Here is a 19448-nt window from a genome sequence, read left to right on the forward strand (position 1 = left end):
GGCCAGGCGGCTTGCCCCTGACGCAAGGGTCAGGGGTTAGCGTCCGGGCGTCCCGCGGCGGCACCGACCGCCGCCGCCTCCCCCGCCCGCTCAGAGGAGTGCCGCCATGGCCCTGCCCACCACCGCCCGCGTCGTCCGGCTGACCGCCGCACCGGCCGGACTGCCCGCCCCCGGGGACTTCACCGTGGCCGAGGAGCCGCTGGCGGCGCCCGGCCCCGGGGAGGTCCTCGTCCGCAACCGGGCCTTCCTGGTCTTCCCCGGGCTGCGCACGCTGATCGGCGGCGCGGGCTCCGGCCTGCCGATGCCGCACATCGCCCCCGGGGACGCGCTGTTCGGGCCCGCCCTCGGCGAGGTGCTGGCCGCACCGGAGGACGGTCCACTGCGCCCCGGCGACCTGGTCACCCACCTGAACGGCTGGCGGAGCCACGCGCTCGCCGAGGCCGCGCATCTCACCCCCGTCCCGTCGGACTTCCCGGACCCGCTCGCCCTGGTCTCCGCCGCCTCGGCCGGCTACGGCGGGCTGACCCGCTCCGCCGGGGTGCGCCCGGGCGACGTGGTGCTGGTGACCGGCGCGGCCGGCGCGGTCGGCACGGTGGCCGGGCAGGTCGCCCGGCTGCTCGGCGCCGACCGGGTGATCGGCACCACCCGCTCGCCCGCCAAGGCGGAGCGGCTGACCGCCGAACTCGGCTACGACGCGGCGCTGGTGCCCGGCGGGCGGCCCTTCGCCGAGCAACTGGCCGCGGCGGCACCGGAGGGCGTCGACGTCGTGCTGGACCTGGTCGGCGGCGAGCAGCTGACCGCCGCCGTGGACGCGGCCCGGCACGGCGCCCGGTTCGCCCTGGTCGGCGCGTTGGACGGCCAGCTCGCACCGGAACGCCGGGGCGGCGACGCACCCGCCGTGATCGACGCCTTCCGGGTCGCCACCCTCGGCCTGAGCCTGCGCGGCTTCACCGTGCTCGACCACCCGGACCTGGAGGCCGAGTGGCGGGAGCGCCTGGCCGGCTGGCTGCGCGCCGGGGAGATCGTCCTGCCCCGGACGCCGGTGGCGGGCATCGACCGGGCCGTCGGAGCGTTGACCGGACTGTTCACCGGGGACACCTTCGGGACGACCGTCGTGGAACTCTGACGACCAGGGAGCGGGCATGCGGATCGGGGACGCGGCAGCGGCGGCGGGCACCACACCCAGGGCGCTGCGCTTCTACGAACAGCGCGGCCTCCTCCACCCGCCCGCCCGCTCCGCCTCCGGCCAGCGCGAGTACGGCCACGCCGAGGTCGCCCGGGTCCGGGTGATCCGCCAACTCCTCGCCACCGGGCTGACGGTGGACGACCTGGCCAGCCGGGCCCACCGCCTCGACCTGCTCGGCCAGGACCCGCCGGTGCGCTGCTCCGGCTCCCCCGGTCCCGACACCTTCGCCCCCGTCGTCCACGCCCGGCTGGCCGCCCTGGACGCCGAGATCGCCCGCCTCACCGCGCTGCGCGCCAGGCTCGCCCACCACATCGCCACCGGCGGCGCGGACGTCCCGGCCGGGGACTGACGGACGCCCGGGTCACCGGCCTCCGCAACAGACTCGCCCGGCACCTCGCGACGGGGGTGCGCGAGGTGCCGGGCGAGGGTCCGGGCGTGGGGTCAGGTCGCGTCGGCGGCGAGCCGGGGTTCGGCGGGGGCGGCGGGGGCGTCCTGGTCGGGCCAGCGGATCCGGGTGGCGCAGAGCGAGACGACGGCCGCCGAGGCGGCGACGGCGGCCATGCCCCAGAGCAGGCTGGTGGCGCCGGCGATGAAGCCGATCACGGCGGGGCCGGCCAGCAGGCCGGTGGTGCCCATGGCGGCGACCAGGGAGAGCGCGTCGGGGCCCTGCCGGGCGGCGGCGACGTAGACGCACGGGGTCACCGCGGCCACGCCGAGGCCGACGCAGGCGAACCCGAGCAGGGTCGGGACGACGCCGCCGACCGCCAGGGCGAGGGCCAGCCCGAGGCCGGCCAGCAGGCTGCCGGTGCGCACGATCCGGCCGTCGCCGAAGCGGGTGCGCCAGCCGTCCGCGAAGATCCGGGCGCAGACCATCATCACCGAGACCACCGCGATGCCCATCGGGGCGAGTCCGGCGCCGGCCTGCACGTAGTCCTTGAGGTAGAGCGCCGACCAGTCGTTCATGGCGCCCTCGGTGACGGTGCCGAACACCATCGCCAGGCCCATCCAGAGGGTCACGACGGTCGGCAGCACGAAGCCGCGGCGCTCCTTCCGCTCCTCCGGCTCGGCGGCCGCGGCCGGGCCGTCCGTCAGCAGACCCGGCCGGGCGGCCACGACCAGCACCGCGAGCAGTGCGGCGGCCACGCCGAAGTGCGCCGCCAGGGTGCCGGTGACGGAGGTGACGCCCGAGGCCAGCAGGGCGGCGAGCAGCGAGCCGGCGCTGAAGGTGGCGTGCAGCCGGGACATCGTGGTCCGCTCGAAGCGGGCCTCCAGCGCGGCGCCCTGGGCGTTCATCGCGACGTTCAGGGCGCCGACCGCGACGCCGTCGAAGAACAGCACCAGCAGCGTCACCGGATAGTTCGGCACCACCGACAGCGCGAGCAGGACGACGCCGAGGGCGAGCGCGGACAGCACCGAGAGCAGGCGGGAGCCGAGCCGCCGCATCAGCACCGCGACCAGGGGGAAGGACACCGCCGCGCCGACCCCGCAGGTCATCAGCAGCAGGCCGATCTGGGCCTCGCCCAGGTCGAGCCTGGCCTTGAGCGCGGGCACCCGGGAGACCCAGGTCGCGTACTGGAATCCGAGGACGAAGAACAGTGCGCCGATGGCCACTTGGGACCGGCGGAAGTCGTCGCGAACGGGGGACATCGGTATCAGCCCACTTCGGCTCTGGAGTGCGGCCCGGGGGTCGGGTCGGTGGGGTGCGGCAGCGGCCGGGACGGGACGGGGTCCAGCGGCATCGCCATGTAGACCGCCCGGGTGCCGTAGCTCTCGGGCAGGTCGATCTCGGGCCGGGCGCGGTAGCCCAGCGTGGTCCACAGCACGTGCGAGCCGCGGACGGCGACCAGCGAGACGCTCCGGTAGCCGGCCGTCCGGGCGGTCTCCTCCAGGTGCCGCAACATCCGCAGGGACAGGCCCCGACCGCGCAGCTCCTCGGCGACGACCAGGTCGTGCGCGTGCATGTTGGTCGGCCGCTCGCCCGCGCCCGCGCCGTCCCCGTCCTCGCTGCGGGCGAGGTCCGGGCAGCGGAACAGCGGGTACGGCAGGGCGAGCAGGTACCCGCCCACGCCGCCCTGGCCGCCCTGGCCGTCCGGGTGCTCCAGGACGAAGCAGGTGTCCGGCGAGGCGCGGTGCCGGGACCGGAGCGCCTCGCGCCCCTCGGACAGGCCGCTGGCGGCGTAGGCGCGCTCCTCCAGCGCGACCACGGCGTCCCAGTCCTCCTCCCGGAGCAGCCGGATGCGCAGGTCGGTCGGAGCGTCGACGAGGGCGTCGGTCATGCGGTGCCTCCGTGGTGGTCCCGGCCGTCGCCGCCACCGATGCAGGTGTACGGCAGCGGCGCGAAGCCGTTGAACCCGCGGGTGGCGTAGGCCGTGGCGTACGCGCCGCAGGAGTGGATCCAGACCGGGTCGCCGGAGCGGACCGCGCGCGGGACGCGCACCCGGCCGCCGTCCTGGGCGTACGCGTCGTCGCTGTCGCAGGTCGGGCCGGCCACCACGGCGTTGACGAACTGGCCGCCCGGGTGGGCGGGGAACTCCAGCCGGTACTGGAGCTGGTCCATCTCGTACAGGCCGTTGAACTTGCCGCAGCTGAGGTAGAGCCAGTCCTCCCGGGTGCCGTCGAGGCGGTGGCGGGAGGTGAGCCGGGAGACGTGGGCGCGGATCGCGCCGTGGTCGGCGACCAGGTGGCGCCCGGGCTCCAGCAGGAACTCCAGCGGCCCGGCGTTGACGGCGCGCAGCCGTTCCATGCCCTCGCGGATCACCACGAACATCTTGTCCAGCGGCGGGTCGAGCGGGCGCCCGCCCCGGTCGAGGACGCCGAGGGCGGGCAGGCCGCCGCCGAGGTTGATCCGGGTCGGGGTGATCCCGCGCCAGTTGAGCGCCTCCAGCACGGCGGCCAGCGCGTCCACGGCGGCGGTCCAGGCCTCGGCGGTCATCTGCTGGGAGCCGACGTGCACCGACAGGCCGGACGGCACCAGCCCGGCGGTCCGGGCGGCGTCGAGCACCCGCACGGCGTCCTCGGGCGAGCAGCCGAACTTGTGGCTCAGGCCCCACAGGGCGCCCTCGCCGGTGGTCGCGATCCGGCAGAACACCCGTGCGCCGGGGGCGTGTTCGGCGATCGCCGCGACGTCCTCCAGGCTGTCGGTGGCGAAGTCCCGCACGCCCAACCGGTAGGCCTCGGCGATGTTGCGGTCCGACTTGATGGTGTTGCCGTAGTGGATCAGCTCGGGCGGCACGCCGGTGCGCAGCGCCTGGGCGATCTCCTGCGGGCTCGCCGCGTCGAAGCCGGAGCCGAGCGCGGCGAGGTGCTCCATCACCTCGTCCACCGGGCAGGCCTTCATGGCGAACCGGACGGCCACGCCGGGCAGTTCGGCGCGGAGCGCGGCGTACTGGCGGCCGATGCCGTCCAGGTCGTAGATGATCCGGTCGTCGGTGCCGTCGGCGAGTGCGGCGCGCAGCGCGCCGCGGTCGTGTTCGTCGGCGCGGGGTGGTTCGGTGTGCAGCACGGAGACGGACGGGGCGCGGTGGGCGGGCGGGTGGCCGGCTACGCGGGCGTTGGCGTGGCCGGCGGCCGTACTGGTCTTGCTGGTGGTCTGGCGTATCACGGTGAGCTCCCCGTCCGGCTAGCGCGGCGACCGGTCGGCGGGGGTGGCCTTGGCCGCCCGCACCAGCGGGCCCCACGCGTCGATCAGCGCTGCGAAGTCCTCGATGTCCGCCTGCGCCTCGTCGAGCAGGCGCGCCCGCAGGGGCGCCAACCGGTCCGCGAAGTCGGCGTACTTCCCGCCGAGCCGCCGGTAGCAGCGGTCGAGTTCGGCGAGCCTGCGGTGGTTCTCCGCGCGGTCCGTCGCGGCGCTGCGACGGGCGGAGTCGGCGATCGCCTCGGGGCGGACGCGGTGCTGCTCGTCCAGCAGGGCGCCGCCGGCGGTCTCCATGTCGGAGTAGACCGGGTAGAGGTAGAGCATGGAGAGCAGGAACTTGGCGTAGCGCAGCTGGTAGGCGGTGAAGCCGGGGCCGGTGCGGCGCTCCGGGGTGTAGTAGTTGACGATGTGGCGGTTGTGGGTGACGCCCGGCAGGGTCGCGTCACGCACCAGGTGGTGCAGGAAGTAGTCGCTGCCGATGGTGTCGGTGGCGGGCGGCAGCGGCACCCGTTCGTACACCTCGTGGTGGAGGCCGATGTTGCACATGTCGATGTGCCAGATGTCGGGCAGGTCGAGCACCGCGCGGTCGGCGGTGAACGGCTCGCTGCCGCCGCCGGTGAAGGAGTCGGCGACGAGTTCGCGCTTCTCCTGCTCGCTCGCCCCGGTGGGCGCCCAGAGCGCGACCACGTCGTGGTAGACCTCGGGGTCGAGTTCGCGGATCTCGCCGATGTCGACGGAGAGTTCGCCGACGAAGGAGGCGCCGACCAGCGCGACCGGCTTGTCCGCGTGCGCCGGGTCGAGGCGGTTCTCGGTGACGGCGGCGGCCGCGTCGGCGGCCTTCAGGCCGAGCGTGGCCAGCTCGTGCTCGATCGGGAACACCGGTTCGCCGTCGAGCAGTTGGTAGCTGCTGTCGGAGTCGCGGCGGTGCACCGACGCGCAGCCGAGCGCGGCGGCCAGCAGGAACGCCCGGTTGGTGCAGGCGCCGTAGGAGAGGGCGTCGGGCAGCAGCAGGCGCAGCAGCCGGTCCGGGTCGGCCGCGCCGGAGCGCTCGACCGCCTCGCACAGGAAGGCGCGTTGGGCGTCCTCGTCCAGGTGGTGGACGACCACGCCCTCGACGGCCGGCAGGGCGGCGAGGGCCGCGGCGTGCCGGGCGCGGGCCGCGGGGTCGGCGGAGTCCAGCACCAGCAGGTGCACCCGGACGCCGAACCGCCGTACGGCGTGGGCGGCTTCGGCGCCGATCGCGGTGATGGTGTCCGCGCACGCGCGGTTGGTGGGCAGGGTCAGGCAGACGTCGCGCATTCCCGCTCCCCCGTGTCCCCGCGTTCGTCGAACGGCTTGCCGCTCCAGGAGCACAGGCCGAGCAGCTTCTCCCCCAGCTCGGTGAGTTCGGCGGTCCCGTAGCGCTGCGCCTCGGGCCGGTCGGCGTCGCCGACCAGCGTGCGGTTCCAGTCCGGCGTGCCGAGCGTGCGCCAGGACTCCACCCGGGAGCGGCGCAGCTTCTCGGACTCCTCCAGCGCGGGCATCATCGACAGGTACTGCACCGCGCGCACCCCGCCCGCGGAGGTGTTGGGCGCCACGCCGTGGGCGAGCAGGCCGTTCCAGATCAGCAGGTCACCGGCCTTCAGCTCGGGCCGGACGACCGGGTACTCGGCGCGGTCGACGTCCGGGCGGATCGGGTCGCGGTCGGCCGGCTGGGCGGCCTGCCACTGGTTGAAGCGGCGGAACAGCTCCGGGTCGCACTGGAAGCCGCCGTGGTCGGGGGCGGTGTCGTTGAGCGCGATGATGCCCTGGACGCGCTGCGGCAGCACGCCCCGGGTGGTGTCGACGTCCCAGTGCAGCTCGATGTCGAAGCCGCGGTCGGTGGGCTCGATCAGCGCACGGTCGCGGTTGCGGACGTTCGGCGGGTTGAGGTTGAGCCGGTCGAGGGTGACCCACAGCTCCTCGCAGTCCCACACGTCGACGAAGGCGTCGTAGACGCGCTGCGCCTGGCGGCTGTCCCAGATGAGCTGGTGGTGGTAGGCCTCGACGAAGCCGTAGATGTGCAGGTGCCGGTCGAGTTCGTCGCGGTAGTCGCGCTCGCGGTACCAGTCCTCGGGGCGGTCCGGCGACAGGCCCTGGAACTCCCAGGCGAAGTCGAGCAGTCGGCGCGCGGCCTCGGCCGGGATCGCCTGCTTCACCACCACGTAGCCGTAGTCCTGCCAGAAGGCGTGGTCCTCCTCGGAGAGCACGCGCAGCGGGCGGGTCTTGCGGACCTCGCGCAGTGCGGTCGGGGCGAGGTAGCTCTCGGTGTCGGCGCTGAAGTAGGGGCGCTCCGACGCGGCCCGGTACAGGTATTCCCCCGCGGGTCCGTCGGAGTGTGGGGCAGGGCTCGGCATGGGCAGTCACTCCATGGTTCGTAGTCGACGCAGCGCTTCCTCGTACGCCAGGTGCGGGCACGGCGAGTCGGCGGCCGGTCACCGGCCGCAGCGGGAATTCGAGCGCGGACCGGAAGGCCGTCCGCACACGGCCCTTCTCCCCTCGGCCCGCGGGCGCGGAACAGCGCCACGTCAGGGGGTCAACTCGTCCGTCCGGCAAGGCCGCTCACCCTGCATCAGCCATTGCCGAACCGCGCTCCCCATACGTTGGACTAGACCAACTAATGGTGTCAACCCTTTCCCGCGGGTTACCGATTGGGAAATCAACGCAGCTCACGGCGCCTCTCGGGGTTCGCTTTATGTTTCGGAGGCTGACATAAGCGCGGGTATGTTTCCGGAATTGACATAAGCGCGAACGGTGAACCGCCCGGGTCCGCCGTACGTTGGGCACATGGCACGCGCGTTGACGGCTCCCCCGTGGCTGACCGAGGGCCTGCGCCCCCGGTCCGCACCGGTCCCCTGGGCGGCGGCCGCCCGCGCCTCCGTCGCGCTCGCCGCCCCGCTCGCGGTGGGCACCGCCACCGGACGGCCCGGCTACGGCGCGCTGGTGTCGATGGGCGCGCTGTCCGGAGTCATCGGGGACACCGCCGACGCCTACCGGATGCGGGTGTTCAACATCGCCGTGCCCCAGCTGTTCGGCGCCCTCGGGATGCTGTTCGGCACCCTGGTGTTCGGCACCGGCTGGACGGCCGTCGTGACGGTGACCGTCGTCGCGCTGGTCTCCGGCATGATCTCCTCGATCGGCGCGGTCGCCTCCGTCTCCGGACTGCTCCTGCTGCTCAACGCGGTGGTCGGAGCCGGCCTGCCGCTGCCCTCCCCGTGGTGGCTGCCGCCCGCCCTGCTGCTGCTCGGCGGCCTGGTGGTGCTCACCCTGACCCTGCTCGCCTGGCCGCTGCGGCTGGGCGTCCCCGAGCGGGCGGTGGTGGCAGGCACCTACCGGGCGGCCGCCGACCTGCTGGAGGCCGCCGGCACACCGGAGTACGACGGCCGCCGCCACGCGCTCACCCAGTCGCTCAACCAGTCCTACGACCTGCTGCTCGCCCGGCGCACCCGCCGGCACGGCCGCTCACCCACCCTGGCCCGACTGCTCGCCCAGCTCAACGCGCTGATCCCGGTGGTCGAGGCGGCCCCCGCGGCCCAGCTGCGCCCGCCCGAGTTCGGCCCGCTGCCGGCCGACTACCCGGCCGCCGTCCGCGCGCTCGCCGACGCCGTCGAGCGGGACCGCGCCGGCCCGGCGCCGCCCCTCGCCCTGCCGAGCCCCGCCGGGCCGTCCACCCGCGCCCTGGTCGAGGCGATCGAGCACGCCGCCACCGTGGCGTACGAGGCCTCGCCCGACCCGTACGCCGCCGACGACCGGCTCGGCCGGCCGGCCCGCCTCGCGGTGCGGGCCCGGCGGGCGGCCAGGGCGCTGCTGCTGTCCGGCGCGTCCTGGCGGTACGGGCTGCGGCTGGCGCTGTGCATCGGGCTGGCGCAGGTGCTGGTCTCGGTGATCGCGGTGCCCCGCTCGTACTGGGTGGCGCTGACCGTGACCTTCGTGATGAAGCCCGACTTCGGCTCGGTGTTCTCCCGCGCGGTGCTGCGCGCGTTCGGCACCGCGGCCGGGCTGCTGATCGCCATCCCGGTCCTGGCCGAGGTACCGCACGGCTGGTGGGACGTCCCCGTGATGGCGGTGCTGGCGACGCTGATCCCGGTGCTCTCCGCCAAGGGGTACGCCTTCCAGACCGCGGCCATCACCCCGGTCATCCTGCTGCTCTCCGACCTGCTCAACCACCAGGGCTTCCACCTGGTGCTGCCCCGGCTCTACGACTCGCTGATCGGCTGCGGGATCTCCCTGCTGGCCGGCTACCTGCTGTGGCCGGAGTCCTGGCACACCCGGATCGGCGACCGCCTCGCCGACGCCGTCCAGGACACCGCCTCGTACGTCTCGCTGGCCTTCGCCACCGGCCCCGGACCGGACGAACCGGCCGCCCGCGCCCGCTACCGGCGGCGGCTCTACCGGGACCTGTCCGCCGTGCGCAGCGAGTTCCAGCGGGCCCTCACCGAGCCGCCGCCGGTCGGGGCCCGGGCGCGGGCGTGGTGGCCGGTGGTGATCGCGGTCGAGCGGATCGTGGACACCACCACCGCCACCCGGGTGCGGATCGAGCACGGCGCGCCGGTGCCGACCACCGCCGAGGTCGCCGCCGTCACCCGGGAGCTGGCCGACCTGGCCGAGGCGCTGCGCACCGGCGAGCGGCTGCCGGAGGCGCGGCCGGACGCGCTGTCGCCGGACTGCGCGCTCGCCCGGCTGCACCACGAGGTGCGCGCGGCCCGGGCGGTGGCGGCGCCACTGCCCTGAGCACCGCTACCCGGAGCACCGGGGTCCAGAGCGCCGCTGCCCTGAGCGCGACGGCCCTGAACGCCGTCGCCGAACGGCCGACCGGGCCCGGACCGGCCCGCTCAGTCCTGGATCCGCCGCCAGGGCCGGTCCGCCTCCAGCGCGAAGGCCAGCTCCAGCAGCAGCCGCTCCTGCCCGTGCGCCGCCGACAGGTGCACCCCGACCGGCAGCCCGCCGGGCGCGGAGCCCGCTGGCAGGGCGATGCCCGGGCCGCCGGCCACGTTGTTGACCGGGGTGAAGGCGACGTAGCGCGTCAGCCGGTCCATCAGCTCGTCGAAGTCCACGTTCGGACTCAGGTGCCCGATCGGCGGGGTGGTGTGGGCGAGCACCGGGGAGAGGATCACGTCGTGGGTGCGGAAGATCCGCGCGTACACGCCCTCGGCCCGGCGCAGCCGCCGCAGCACGCCGGGGGTCCGCGGGAACTCGGCCTGGAACCGGCGGCGCAGCCCGGTGGTCAGGCCGTCCAGCCTCCCGGCCCGGAAGCCCGGGTCGATCAGCAGCCGGCCGGTGGCCGCGACGGCCCAGGCGATGTAGCCCCAGTAGCTGACGAAGTCGCGGGAGAACTCCTCGCCGAAGGGCAGTGCGGCGGGCTCGACCAGGTGGCCCATCGCCTCCAGCCGGGCGGCGGTCTCCTCGACCACCCGCCGGGTCGGCCCGTCGGTCCTGGCGGTCGGCGAGTCCACCACCAGGCCGATCCGCAGCCGCCGCTCGCCGGGCCCTTCGACCAGGCCGAGCGGGGGCAGCGCGGGGTTGCTCCGGTGCCGCTCGGCGGCGGCGAGGAAGGCGGCGGTGTCGCGCACCGAGCGGGTCAGCACGCCGTCGGTGACCAGGTCGATCGGCAGTTTGCCGCTCTGGGCGTTGGTGACCAGCCGGCCCCGGGTGGGCTTGAGGCCGACCAGCCCGCAGCAGGCCGCCGGGATGCGGATCGAGCCGCCGCCGTCGTTGGCGTGGGCGATCGGCACCACGCCGGAGGCCACCAGGGCGGCCGCGCCGCCCGAGGAGGCGCCGGCCGAGTGCGAGGGCTTCCACGGGTTGCGCACCGGCTGGGCGGTGGCGAACTCGGTGGAGGCGTTGAGGCCGAACTCGGGCAGCCGGGTCTTGCCGAGGACGGCCAGGCCGGTGGCGAGGAACTGGTCGGTGAAGCGCGCGTTGCGGCGGGCCGGGCGGGCGGGGAAGGCCTCGCTGCCCATCCCGGTCGGCAGGCCGCGCAGGTCCACGTTGTCCTTGAGGTAGGTCGGCACGCCCCAGAGCGGACCGCCGATGCCCTCCCGGCTGATCCGCGGCCTGTCGTACGAAGCGTGGGCGACGGGCAGCAGCGCGCCGTCCACCCGGGCGGCCCGGTCGACGGCCGCGCCGACCAGCTCCCGGGGGTTGACCGTACCGGCCCGGACCAGCGCGGCGAGCGCCACCGCGTCGTGGGCGCCCAGGGCGTCGTCGGCGAACGCGTGGACCCGCTCGTCGGTCATCCGAACCCCCCACTCCCCGCCGGACGTTCCGCCGTCCGACCATCGCACCGGCTGCTCGTACCTGCCCGGTTCTACTGACCGGTAATCTCACTGGGCTCCGAGTGTAGGCCCACCCGGCGACGCCCTACGGCCCGGGGTGCCCGCTCACGGGCGGACGAGCCGTCAAGACAGCGAGGGCGCACGATCGTTCGCCCCGCGCCCCCGCGTTCACCCCGTCCGCCGGTCCACGATCGTTTCGCCGCACACCGCCGGGAAAGATCACGTTCGCGATTCGTCCCGGTCCTCCCGCCCCAACCAAGGTGACGCCCGTGCCGACCCCGTTCTTCCCGACCACCCGGTTCACCGCGGCCACCGCCCCCGGCGGCCTCCCGCTGCTCGGCCACGCCCCCGCGCTCCTCCACCACCCCCACGAGTTCGTCGCCGGCCTGCCCGCCCACGGCGACCTCGTCCGGCTGCGGCTCGGCCCGCTCCGCGCGTACGTGGTCTGCCACCCCGAGCTGGTCCGCCGGATGCTCACCGACGACCAGACCTTCGACAAGGGCGGGCCCCTCCTCGACAAGGCCCGGGAGGTCTTCGGCAACGGCCTCGCCACCTGCCCCGCAGCCGCCCACCGGCGCCAACGGCGCATGCTCCAGCCCGCGTTCCACCGCGACCGGCTGCCCGGCTACGCCGCGCTGATGATCGAGGAGATCGCCGGCGCCACCGCCCGCTGGCACGACGGCGACGTGATCGACGTCCCCGCCGCGATGTACCGCCTCTCCACCGCCGTCACCGCCCGCTGCCTGTTCGCCGCGCACGAGCGGGCCGGCTCGCTGCCGGTGCACCGGAGCATGGACGTGGTGACCCGCGGCGTCGGCCGGCGGCTGATGCTGCCGCTGCCCGGCACCGACCGCCTCCCCACCCCCGGCAACCGCCGCTTCCGCCGCGCCCAGCAGGACCTGCGGGAGATCACCCGGCGGCTGATCGCCGAACACCGCGCCGCCGGCACCGACCGGCACGACCTGCTCTCCACGCTCCTCGCCGCCACGGACGAGGACGGCCGGGGCCTGTCCGACACCGAAGTCCACGAGCAGGTGGTCACCTTCCTGCTGGCCGGCATGGAGACCACCGCCGCCACCCTCTCCTGGGCCTGGACACTGCTCGCCGCCAACCCGGCCGTCCGGACCCGCCTGCACGCCGAACTCGACACCGTCCTGGACGGCCGGCCCGCCCGCCACGAGGACCTGCCCTCCCTGCCGCTCACCGCCCGGATCGTCAGCGAGACCCTGCGGCTCTACCCGCCGCCGTGGATCCTCAGCCGCACCGCCACCACCGACACCGAGCTCGGCGGCCACCACGTCCCGGCCGGCGCCACCCTGCTGTACAGCCCGTACCTGCTGCACCGCCGGCCCGACCTGTTCCCCCGCCCCGACCGCTTCGACCCCGACCGCTGGCTCACCACCGCCCGCCCCGCCCCCGGCACCTACGCGCCCTTCGGCCTCGGCGCCCGCCGCTGCATCGGCGACGCCTTCGGCACCACCGAGGCCGTCCTCGCCATCGCCACCATCGCCGCCCGCTGGACCATCGCCCCCACCCCCGGACGGCCCGTCCGCCCCGTCCGCGGCTCCTCCCTCGTGCCCCGGCCCTTCACCGCGACGCTGACCCGCCGGGTCCGCTGACCGGAGCCCCACCGGGCTTCGGTACTGTCCCGGCATGGCCGGCCGTACGGGCGCCGGCCGCGGACCACACCGCTCGACCGGGACACCACCAGACCATGAACGCACCCACCCCATCGGGGCTCCTGACCGGGCTGCTCCGCGCCGTCCGGACGTACCCGCGCCGCTCGCCGCTGACCTTCGGCTACGTCCTCCTGCTCCTGCTCGGGAACGTCTGGGTCGGGAACCTGCTCGCCGAGGACCGGGCGGACGCGCTCCGCGACCACATCAGCACCAACCTCGACAACCTCCACGACCACCCGGTCACCGCCCTGTTCGGCAGCGCGCTGCTGTTCGACGGCACCCTCACCGAGATCCTCTCCACCGGCTTCGGCGGCACCCTGATCACCCTCGGCCTCGGCATCGGCTGCTGCCTCGCCTGGACCGAGCGCCGCTTCGGCAGCCCGCGCGCCGCCGCCGTCCTCCTCGGCGGGCACATCGGCGCCACCCTGCTCACCGCCGCGGTGATCGTGTTCGCCCTGCGGCACGGCTGGTACCCGGAGAGCGTGCGCCAGGCCTCGGACTACGGCATCAGCTACGGCGCCCAGACCGTCCTCGCCCTCGCCGTCCTCGCCCTGCCCCGCTGGGCCCGGCTGCCCTGGGCCGCCTTCGTCCTCGCCTGGCCGCTCTCCGGCGACGGCGAATGGCCCGGTCCCCTCCCGCCGTTCACCACCGTCGGCCACCTGCTCTCGGCCGCCCTCGGCTTCGCCCTGGCCGCCGCCGTGGCCCTCACCGCCGCCCGCCGCCGGCGCGCCGAAACCCTTGCCCCGGCGGCGGCCGACCGGTGATCATGCCCGGATGACCAGGAGTGCGAAGACCCCCTTCCACAGCCAGGCGGGCGGGCCCGGCCCGAGCCCGAGCCCGCGTCAGCCCGGCGGGCGCCGGTCGGCGGCGATCGCGGTGAGCAGCCGCTCGATCTCCGCCAGCCGGCGCCGCAGGTCCTCGACGTCGGCGCGGGTGGCGCTCTGCTCGCCGTGCTTGAGGGCCACCAGCAGCTGCCCGTCCGGCTCCAGCCGGGCGCGGGCGACGTCGCCGACCTTGTCGCCGTTCTGGATCCGGATGGCGTGCTCCAGCTCGGACGGGCGCAGCGCCAGGCTGTGCAGCGCGCCCTCGACCAGCTTGCCGTCCTTCACCACGGTGGTGGGCCTGCCCTCCAGGAGCCGGGCGGCCTTCGGGTCGCGGGCGAGCCAGCGGGTGACGCCGGCGTTCACCGCGACCAGCGTGACCGCCCCGATCGCGCCGCCGAGCAGGCTGTTGTCGTTTCCGATGATGGCGTTCTGCACCACGTTGGAGAGCAGGAAGACGACCACCATGTCGAAGGTGTTCAGCCCCGCCAGCCCGCGTTTCCCGGCCAGCCGGAACAGCACCAGGATCAGCACGTAGACGGCGACCGTACGGAGGACCTTCTCCACGATCGGAATCTGGACGGCCATCAGGTCGTGCCACACTGCCCCGCTCCTCCCGCCTCGACTGCAAGCGAACGGGGCAGACGCTACGCCACGGTCACCGCTTGGGCCTGCCGCGCCGGGCCGCCGCGCCCCGCCCGCCGGCCTTGGCGCCCCCGGCCTTCGGCGCCCCCGCGCGCTGTCCACCGGACTTCTGCCCGCCCGCCTTCTGGCCACCCGCCTTCTGCGCGCCGCCCTTCTGCCCGCCGGACTTCTGCGGCTGCGGCTTGCCCCGGCCGGCCGCCGCCTTCCTCGGCTGCGCCTCGGGCGCCGCCTGCCCGGCCCCGCGCCCGCGCGAGCTGTTGACCGTACGGCCGCGGACGATCCCGATGAACTCCTCCACCAGGTCCGTCGTCCGCTCCTGCGGCCAGGCCAGCGCCACCTGGGACTGCGGCGCCTCCACCACCGGCCGGTAGGTGAGGTCCCGGCGGTGGTGCAGCCGGGCCAGCGACTGCGGCACCAGGAGCACGCCGACGTTCGCGGCGACCAGCTCGATCGCGTCCTCCGTGCTGTCCGGACGCGCGATGGCGGGCCGCCCGGGCAGGGTGTCGGCGGTGAAGCCGAGGGTGTCGTCGAGCGGGTGGAAGACCACCTCCTCGGCCAGGTCGTCCAGCGCGACCTCCTCGGCGGCGGCGAGCCAGTGGTCCTTGGGGAAGACCACGACGGTGGTCTCGCTGTAGAGCGGGATCGCGCTCAGCACGTCCTTGTCGACCGGCAGCCGGACCAGCCCGGCGTCCGCGCCGCCCTCGCGCAGCGTGCGCTCGCCGTCGCCGAACGGGACCGCGAGGAGGTCCAGCGGCACGTCCGGGAGCCGCTCGCTCCAGACCCGGACCCATTTGCCGGGGGTCACGCCCGGGACGTACACGAGCCGGAAGGACGGGTTCACCTGCATGTCTGTCACAAGGCAAGGCTACCGACCGTGACCGGGAGCGCCCGCGCACTCCCTTACCCTTGTCACCATGACATCGCTCAAGCAGAAGACCAGCCAGACCATGAAGCCGGCCACCGCGGCCAAGAAGCTGGGGATCTACCTCGACGCGGCGCCGACCGGCTTCCAGGAGGGCGTGGTCTCCCGCGAGGAGCTCAGCGCGCTGCAGGCCGAGCCGCCGCAGTGGCTCCAGGACCTGCGCAAGAACGGCCCGCACCCGCGCCCGGTGGTCGCCGCCAAGCTCGGCATCTCCATCTCCGGCCTGGCCCGCGGCGGCGTGACCGAGGCGCTCACCACCGAGCAGATCGAGGCGGTCAAGGCCGAGAACCCGCTCTGGCTCCAGCACGAGCGCGCCAACCAGGTGGACGTCCGCAAGGAGACCGCCCGGATCAAGGAGAAGCACGAGAAGGAGGCCGCCGCCCAGGCCGCCAAGGAGGGCAAGGCCGCCAAGGCCAGCTGACCCGTCCTCCCCCGCCCGGCACGGCGGTGCCCCGGCGCCGGTTGCCGGGCCCCCGCACGACGACGGTGCCGGCGTCCGTTCCGACGGACGCCGGCACCGTCGTGTGCGCGGGTCCGTACGCGGGTCCGCGGGTGGGTCCGTACGCGGCTTCGCAGGTGGGTCCGTACGCGGCTTCGCAGGTGGGTCCGTGCGTGGCGGGCGCCGGCGGGAGGGGACGGAACCCCCGTCCCACCAGCGCGTATTGACCGGGCCGCCGGTCGCTCCGAATAATCGGCGGGACCGGGCACGGCGGTACGCCGCGCCGCGGTACACCGCATCGGGGGAGCGACCGTGATCGAACAGCCTCAGCACACCGGACTCGCCGCACTCGCGGACGAGTTCTTCGACGCCGAGAACACCCACAACCCGTTCGACGCGACCCTCAGCGGGGTCGAGGGCTACGCCCACCTGGTGCCCGACCCGTCCCGCGCGGCCGCGCACCGCCACCGCGAGGCCCTGCTGGGCTTCACCGCCCGGCTGGCCGCGGTCCCGCTGGACTCGCTGGCCGGCGAGGACCGGATCACCCACCGGGTGCTCGCCCGGCTGCTCGCCAACGGCATCGGCCAGATCACCCACGGGCTGGCCGAGTTCAGCGTCTCGGCGACCATCGTCGCCCCGCAGAACGAGGCCTTCACCGCGCTCGCCATGACCTCGATCGACCAGGAGGGCGCCGACGCCTACCTGGAACGCCTCGCCGCGCTGCCCGACTACTTCGACGCCGTCCTGCGCCGCACCCTGGACGCCGCCGCCGAGGGCCGCCACCCGCTGCGCAGCGGGGTCGACGCCGCCGTCGCCCAGCTGGAGGCCCACCTGGCGACCGCCCCGGCCGAGGACAAGCTGCTGCGGCCGCTGGCCGGCCGTCCGGAGTCCGAGCGCGCCCTGGCGATCGTGCGCGACGCCGTCCGCCCCGCGGTGGCCCGCTTCCTGGCCGGGCTGGCCCAGCGGCTGGCACCAGGCGCCCGGCCGGACGACAAGGCCGGGGTCTGCCACGTGCCGGGCGGCGCCGAGGGCTACGCGGACGCCGTCGCCCGCTTCACCCGGCCCGGGCTCACCCCGGAGGAGGTGCACCGGATCGGTCTGGAGGCCGTCGCGGCGCTGCGCGAGGAGTTCGCCGAGCTGGGCGGCAAGGTGCTGGGCATCACCGACCCGGCCGCCGTGCTGACCGCGCTGCGCGAGGACCGCTCGCTGCGCTTCGGCAGCGCGGCCGAGATCGTCGCCCTGGCGGACGGCGCCCTGGACCGGGCCCGCCGCGCCGCCCCGGACTGGTTCCGCCCGTACCCGATCGCCGACTGCGTGACCAGGGAGATCGACCCGATCGAGGCGGAGACCGCGCCGCTGGCCTACTACCAGCCGCCGGGCCCGGGCGGACTGCCCGGCACCCACTGGATCAACACGCTGCGCCCGGAGACCCGGTTCAGCTACGAGTACGAGGCGATCGCCTTCCACGAGAGCGTTCCCGGCCACCACCTCCAGCTCGCCGTCGCGCAGACCCTGCACCACCTGCCGCGGTTCCGGCGGAACCCGAGCGGCCAGCTGACCGCCCACGTCGAGGGCTGGGGCCTGTACACCGAGCGGCTCGCGGACGAGATGGGGCTGTACGGCTCGGAGCTGTCCCGGTTCGGGATGCTCTCGCTGGACGCGATGCGGGCGGTCCGGCTGGTGGTGGACACCGGGATGCACCACTACGGCTGGTCCCGGGAGCGGGCGAAGGCCTACATGCGGGCCAACACCGCGACCCCCGAGGCCAACGTCCGCAACGAGATCGACCGCTACATCGCCTGGCCGGGCCAGGCCACCGCCTACCTGATCGGCCGCCGGGAGATCGTGCGGCACCGCGAGCGGGCCGAGGCGGCGCTCGGCGCCCGGTTCGACGTCCGGGAGTTCCACCACCGGCTGATCGGGCACGGCAGCCTGCCGCTGGGGGTGCTGGAGGAGCTGGTGACGGACTGGATCGCGGAGCAGTAGGCCGCAGGCCCTCCGGCCGGGCTCAACGGCCCAGCACCGCACCGCCGTTGAGCCCGATCACCTGACCGGTCAGGTACCCGGCGGCCGGCGAGGCCAGGTAGGCGACCGCCTCGGCCACGTCGGCCGGGGTGCCCGCCCGGCCGACCAGGGTGTCGGCCACCTTCCGCGCGTGGAACTCCTCGCTCCAGCCCGCCCCGAAGATCTCGGTGGACTCGACGTACCCGGGCGCGAGCACGTTCACCGTGATCCCGTCGGGCCCCAACTGCCGCGCCAGGCCGAAGGCCCAGCCGTGCAGCGCGGCCTTGGCCGCGGCGTACGAGCCCGCCGAGTGCGGGCCCGCGCCGCCGCGCTGGGCCGCGGCCGAACTGATCACCACCAGCCGGCCGCCGGGCCGGCGCAGCGCGTCCTGGAGCGCGGTGGTCAACAGCACGGCGGTGAGCAGATTGCCGTCCAGGTCCCGCCGCCAGGCGGCGGCCAGCGCGGCCAGACCGTCATCGGCGGGCGGGGTGACGATCGCGCCCGCGTTGTTCACCAGCACGTCCACCGGCCCGAGCGCGGCGATCCGGGCCGCCGCCGCCTCGACCGCCGCCGGGTCGGTCAGATCGGCCGCCACCGGCACGACGCGCCCCGGTCCGGCGGTCCGCTCGATCTCCTCCCGGGCCTGCTCCAGCACCGCCGCCCGGCGGCCGAGGACCACCACCCGGTGCCCGTCCCGGACCAGCCGCGCCGCGATCGCCCGGCCGATCCCGGTCCCGCCCCCGGACACCACCGCGAGCCGCTCCACCGTCGTCACTCCGCCCCCCTCGGGCTTCGGCCCGTACGCGCCGGGCGATGTTCGGCAGCCCCCGGTCACCTGGCGGTACCGGGGGCCTGGTCGTCCACGTCATGATCAGACCGCCGAGGGCCTTCGCCCCCCGGCGCCGGCGGCACGCTCGTCCGGACCGGTCAGACCACCGGCGGGACGACCGGCAGGTTGCGCTTGTGCTCGGTGCGGCGGTAGTGGCCGAGGACGGTGCGGAAGACCTCCTCGCTGACCGGCATGCCCTCCAGGAAGTCGTCCAGGGCGTCGTAGCTGACACCGAGGGCGTCCTCGTCGGGGCGGCCGGGGGCGAGGTCCTCCAGGTCGGCGGTCGGGATCTTCTTGACCAGCTCGGCGGGCGCGCCCAGCGCCTCGGCGACCGCCCGCACCTGGCGCTTGGTGAGGCCGGACAGCGGCATCACGTCGGCCGCGCCGTCCCCGAACTTGGTGAAGAAGCCGACCGCGGCCTCGGCCGCGTGGTCGGTGCCGACGACCAGCCCGCCCTTGGCACCCGCCGCCGCGTACTGGACCACCATCCGCTGGCGGGCCTTGACGTTGCCGCCGACGAAGTCCTCGTGGCCGTGGTCGCCGTAGGTCAGGCCGGCCGCCTTCAGGGCGGCGAGCGCGCCGTCGGTGGCGGGCTTGACGTCGACGGTCAGCACCTCGTCGGCGCGGATGAAGCCGAGCGCGAGCTGGGCGTCCGCCTCGTCCGCCTGGACGCCGTACGGCAGCCGCATGGCGGTGAAGGTCACCTGGTGCCCCTCGGCCCGCAGCCGCTCGACGGCGAGCTGGCACAGGCGCCCGGCGGTGGTGGAGTCGACGCCGCCGCTGATGCCGAGCACCAGGCTGCGCGCGCCGGTGGCCCGCACCTGGCCGACCAGGAACTCCACCCGCCGCTCGGCCTCCTTCGCGGGGTCCGGCACGGGGACGACCCCGAGGGCACGGGCGATCTCCCGCTGGACGTCGGCGGGCAGGGGCTCGGTCATTCCGACTCCTCGGGACGGTGGGTACGTGACGCGATCACGAGGATACGACCACCCACGA

General features: G+C 75.1%; 17 protein-coding genes. 7 read left to right on the forward strand and 10 right to left on the reverse strand.

What is annotated here, in order from left to right; genetic code table 11:
• The first annotated feature begins 106 nt into the window (after positions 1-106).
• Positions 107-1126, forward strand: a complete 1020-nt coding sequence (locus ACFVU7_RS19990; protein ID WP_388046238.1) for an MDR family NADP-dependent oxidoreductase — start codon at positions 107-109, stop codon at positions 1124-1126.
• A gap of 16 nt (positions 1127-1142) precedes the next feature.
• Positions 1143-1535 carry a MerR family transcriptional regulator gene (locus tag ACFVU7_RS19995; protein ID WP_388046240.1) on the forward strand — a complete coding sequence of 131 codons (393 nt, stop codon included), beginning with the start codon at positions 1143-1145 and terminating at the stop codon, positions 1533-1535.
• Between the two features lie 92 nt (positions 1536-1627).
• On the opposite strand, the gene ACFVU7_RS20000 is transcribed toward ACFVU7_RS19995, so the two are convergent.
• From ACFVU7_RS20000 to ACFVU7_RS20020, 5 genes are all read right to left on the reverse strand, one after another.
• Positions 1628-2833: an MFS transporter gene (locus tag ACFVU7_RS20000; protein ID WP_117492192.1), complete on the reverse strand. Its 1206-nt coding sequence runs from the start codon at positions 2831-2833 to the stop codon at positions 1628-1630.
• 5 nt (positions 2834-2838) lie between these two features.
• Positions 2839-3462 carry a GNAT family N-acetyltransferase gene (locus ACFVU7_RS20005; protein WP_388046241.1) on the reverse strand — a complete coding sequence of 208 codons (624 nt, stop codon included), beginning with the start codon at positions 3460-3462 and terminating at the stop codon, positions 2839-2841.
• The gene (locus tag ACFVU7_RS20010; RefSeq protein ID WP_375875365.1) at positions 3459-4685 is read right to left on the reverse strand and encodes a type III PLP-dependent enzyme; all 1227 of its coding nucleotides are present in this window, start codon (positions 4683-4685) and stop codon (positions 3459-3461) included. Before ACFVU7_RS20010 ends, ACFVU7_RS20005 begins: the two co-directional genes overlap by 4 nt.
• A 120-nt stretch (positions 4686-4805) precedes the next feature.
• Entirely contained in the window at positions 4806-6119 is a 1314-nt protein-coding gene (locus ACFVU7_RS20015) for a DUF6271 family protein (protein ID WP_388046244.1), read from the reverse strand.
• On the reverse strand, positions 6101-7195 hold the full coding sequence (locus tag ACFVU7_RS20020) for a phytanoyl-CoA dioxygenase family protein (protein ID WP_388046246.1): 1095 nt from the start codon (positions 7193-7195) through the stop codon (positions 6101-6103). The genes ACFVU7_RS20015 and ACFVU7_RS20020 overlap by 19 nt, the downstream gene beginning before the upstream one ends.
• 430 nt (positions 7196-7625) lie before the next feature.
• On the opposite strand from ACFVU7_RS20020, the gene ACFVU7_RS20025 reads away from it, so the two are divergent.
• Positions 7626-9569, forward strand: a complete 1944-nt coding sequence (locus ACFVU7_RS20025; protein WP_388046248.1) for an FUSC family protein — start codon at positions 7626-7628, stop codon at positions 9567-9569.
• A gap of 101 nt (positions 9570-9670) precedes the next feature.
• Here ACFVU7_RS20025 and ACFVU7_RS20030 read toward each other — a convergent pair whose 3' ends face one another.
• On the reverse strand, positions 9671-11074 hold the full coding sequence (locus ACFVU7_RS20030) for an amidase (protein ID WP_049657344.1): 1404 nt from the start codon (positions 11072-11074) through the stop codon (positions 9671-9673).
• A gap of 308 nt (positions 11075-11382) precedes the next feature.
• Between ACFVU7_RS20030 and ACFVU7_RS20035 the strand changes: the two genes are divergently transcribed.
• Together ACFVU7_RS20035 and ACFVU7_RS20040 are read left to right on the forward strand one after the other, a co-directional pair.
• Entirely contained in the window at positions 11383-12732 is a 1350-nt protein-coding gene (locus ACFVU7_RS20035; protein WP_388046249.1) for a cytochrome P450, read from the forward strand.
• A 95-nt stretch (positions 12733-12827) separates the two neighbouring features.
• Complete coding sequence (locus tag ACFVU7_RS20040) at positions 12828-13556, forward strand: rhomboid-like protein (protein ID WP_388046250.1); 729 nt, start codon at positions 12828-12830, stop codon at positions 13554-13556.
• A 78-nt stretch (positions 13557-13634) separates the two neighbouring features.
• Here ACFVU7_RS20040 and ACFVU7_RS20045 read toward each other — a convergent pair whose 3' ends face one another.
• Positions 13635-14216 (reverse strand): DUF421 domain-containing protein, encoded by a 582-nt coding sequence (locus ACFVU7_RS20045; RefSeq protein WP_049657336.1) that lies wholly within the window; start codon positions 14214-14216, stop codon positions 13635-13637.
• 55 nt (positions 14217-14271) lie between these two features.
• On the reverse strand, positions 14272-15105 hold the full coding sequence (locus ACFVU7_RS20050; protein WP_375875364.1) for a LysR family substrate-binding domain-containing protein: 834 nt from the start codon (positions 15103-15105) through the stop codon (positions 14272-14274).
• Between the two features lie 67 nt (positions 15106-15172).
• Between ACFVU7_RS20050 and ACFVU7_RS20055 the strand changes: the two genes are divergently transcribed.
• Both ACFVU7_RS20055 and ACFVU7_RS20060 read left to right on the forward strand, forming a co-directional pair.
• A complete protein-coding gene (locus ACFVU7_RS20055) occupies positions 15173-15601 on the forward strand; it encodes a DUF5997 family protein (RefSeq protein ID WP_049657333.1) in 429 nt (142 codons plus the stop codon).
• A 330-nt stretch (positions 15602-15931) separates the two neighbouring features.
• Positions 15932-17605: a DUF885 domain-containing protein gene (locus ACFVU7_RS20060; protein WP_388046252.1), complete on the forward strand. Its 1674-nt coding sequence runs from the start codon at positions 15932-15934 to the stop codon at positions 17603-17605.
• Between the two features lie 22 nt (positions 17606-17627).
• On the opposite strand, the gene ACFVU7_RS20065 is transcribed toward ACFVU7_RS20060, so the two are convergent.
• Both ACFVU7_RS20065 and nadE read right to left on the reverse strand, forming a co-directional pair.
• Positions 17628-18398 (reverse strand): SDR family oxidoreductase, encoded by a 771-nt coding sequence (locus ACFVU7_RS20065; protein WP_310593214.1) that lies wholly within the window; start codon positions 18396-18398, stop codon positions 17628-17630.
• 152 nt (positions 18399-18550) lie between these two features.
• Entirely contained in the window at positions 18551-19390 is an 840-nt protein-coding gene (nadE, locus tag ACFVU7_RS20070; protein ID WP_380738501.1) for an ammonia-dependent NAD(+) synthetase, read from the reverse strand.
• Positions 19391-19448 lie beyond the last annotated feature (58 nt).

Source organism: Kitasatospora sp. NPDC058046 (genome assembly GCF_042885595.1).
GTDB lineage: Bacteria > Actinomycetota > Actinomycetes > Streptomycetales > Streptomycetaceae > Kitasatospora.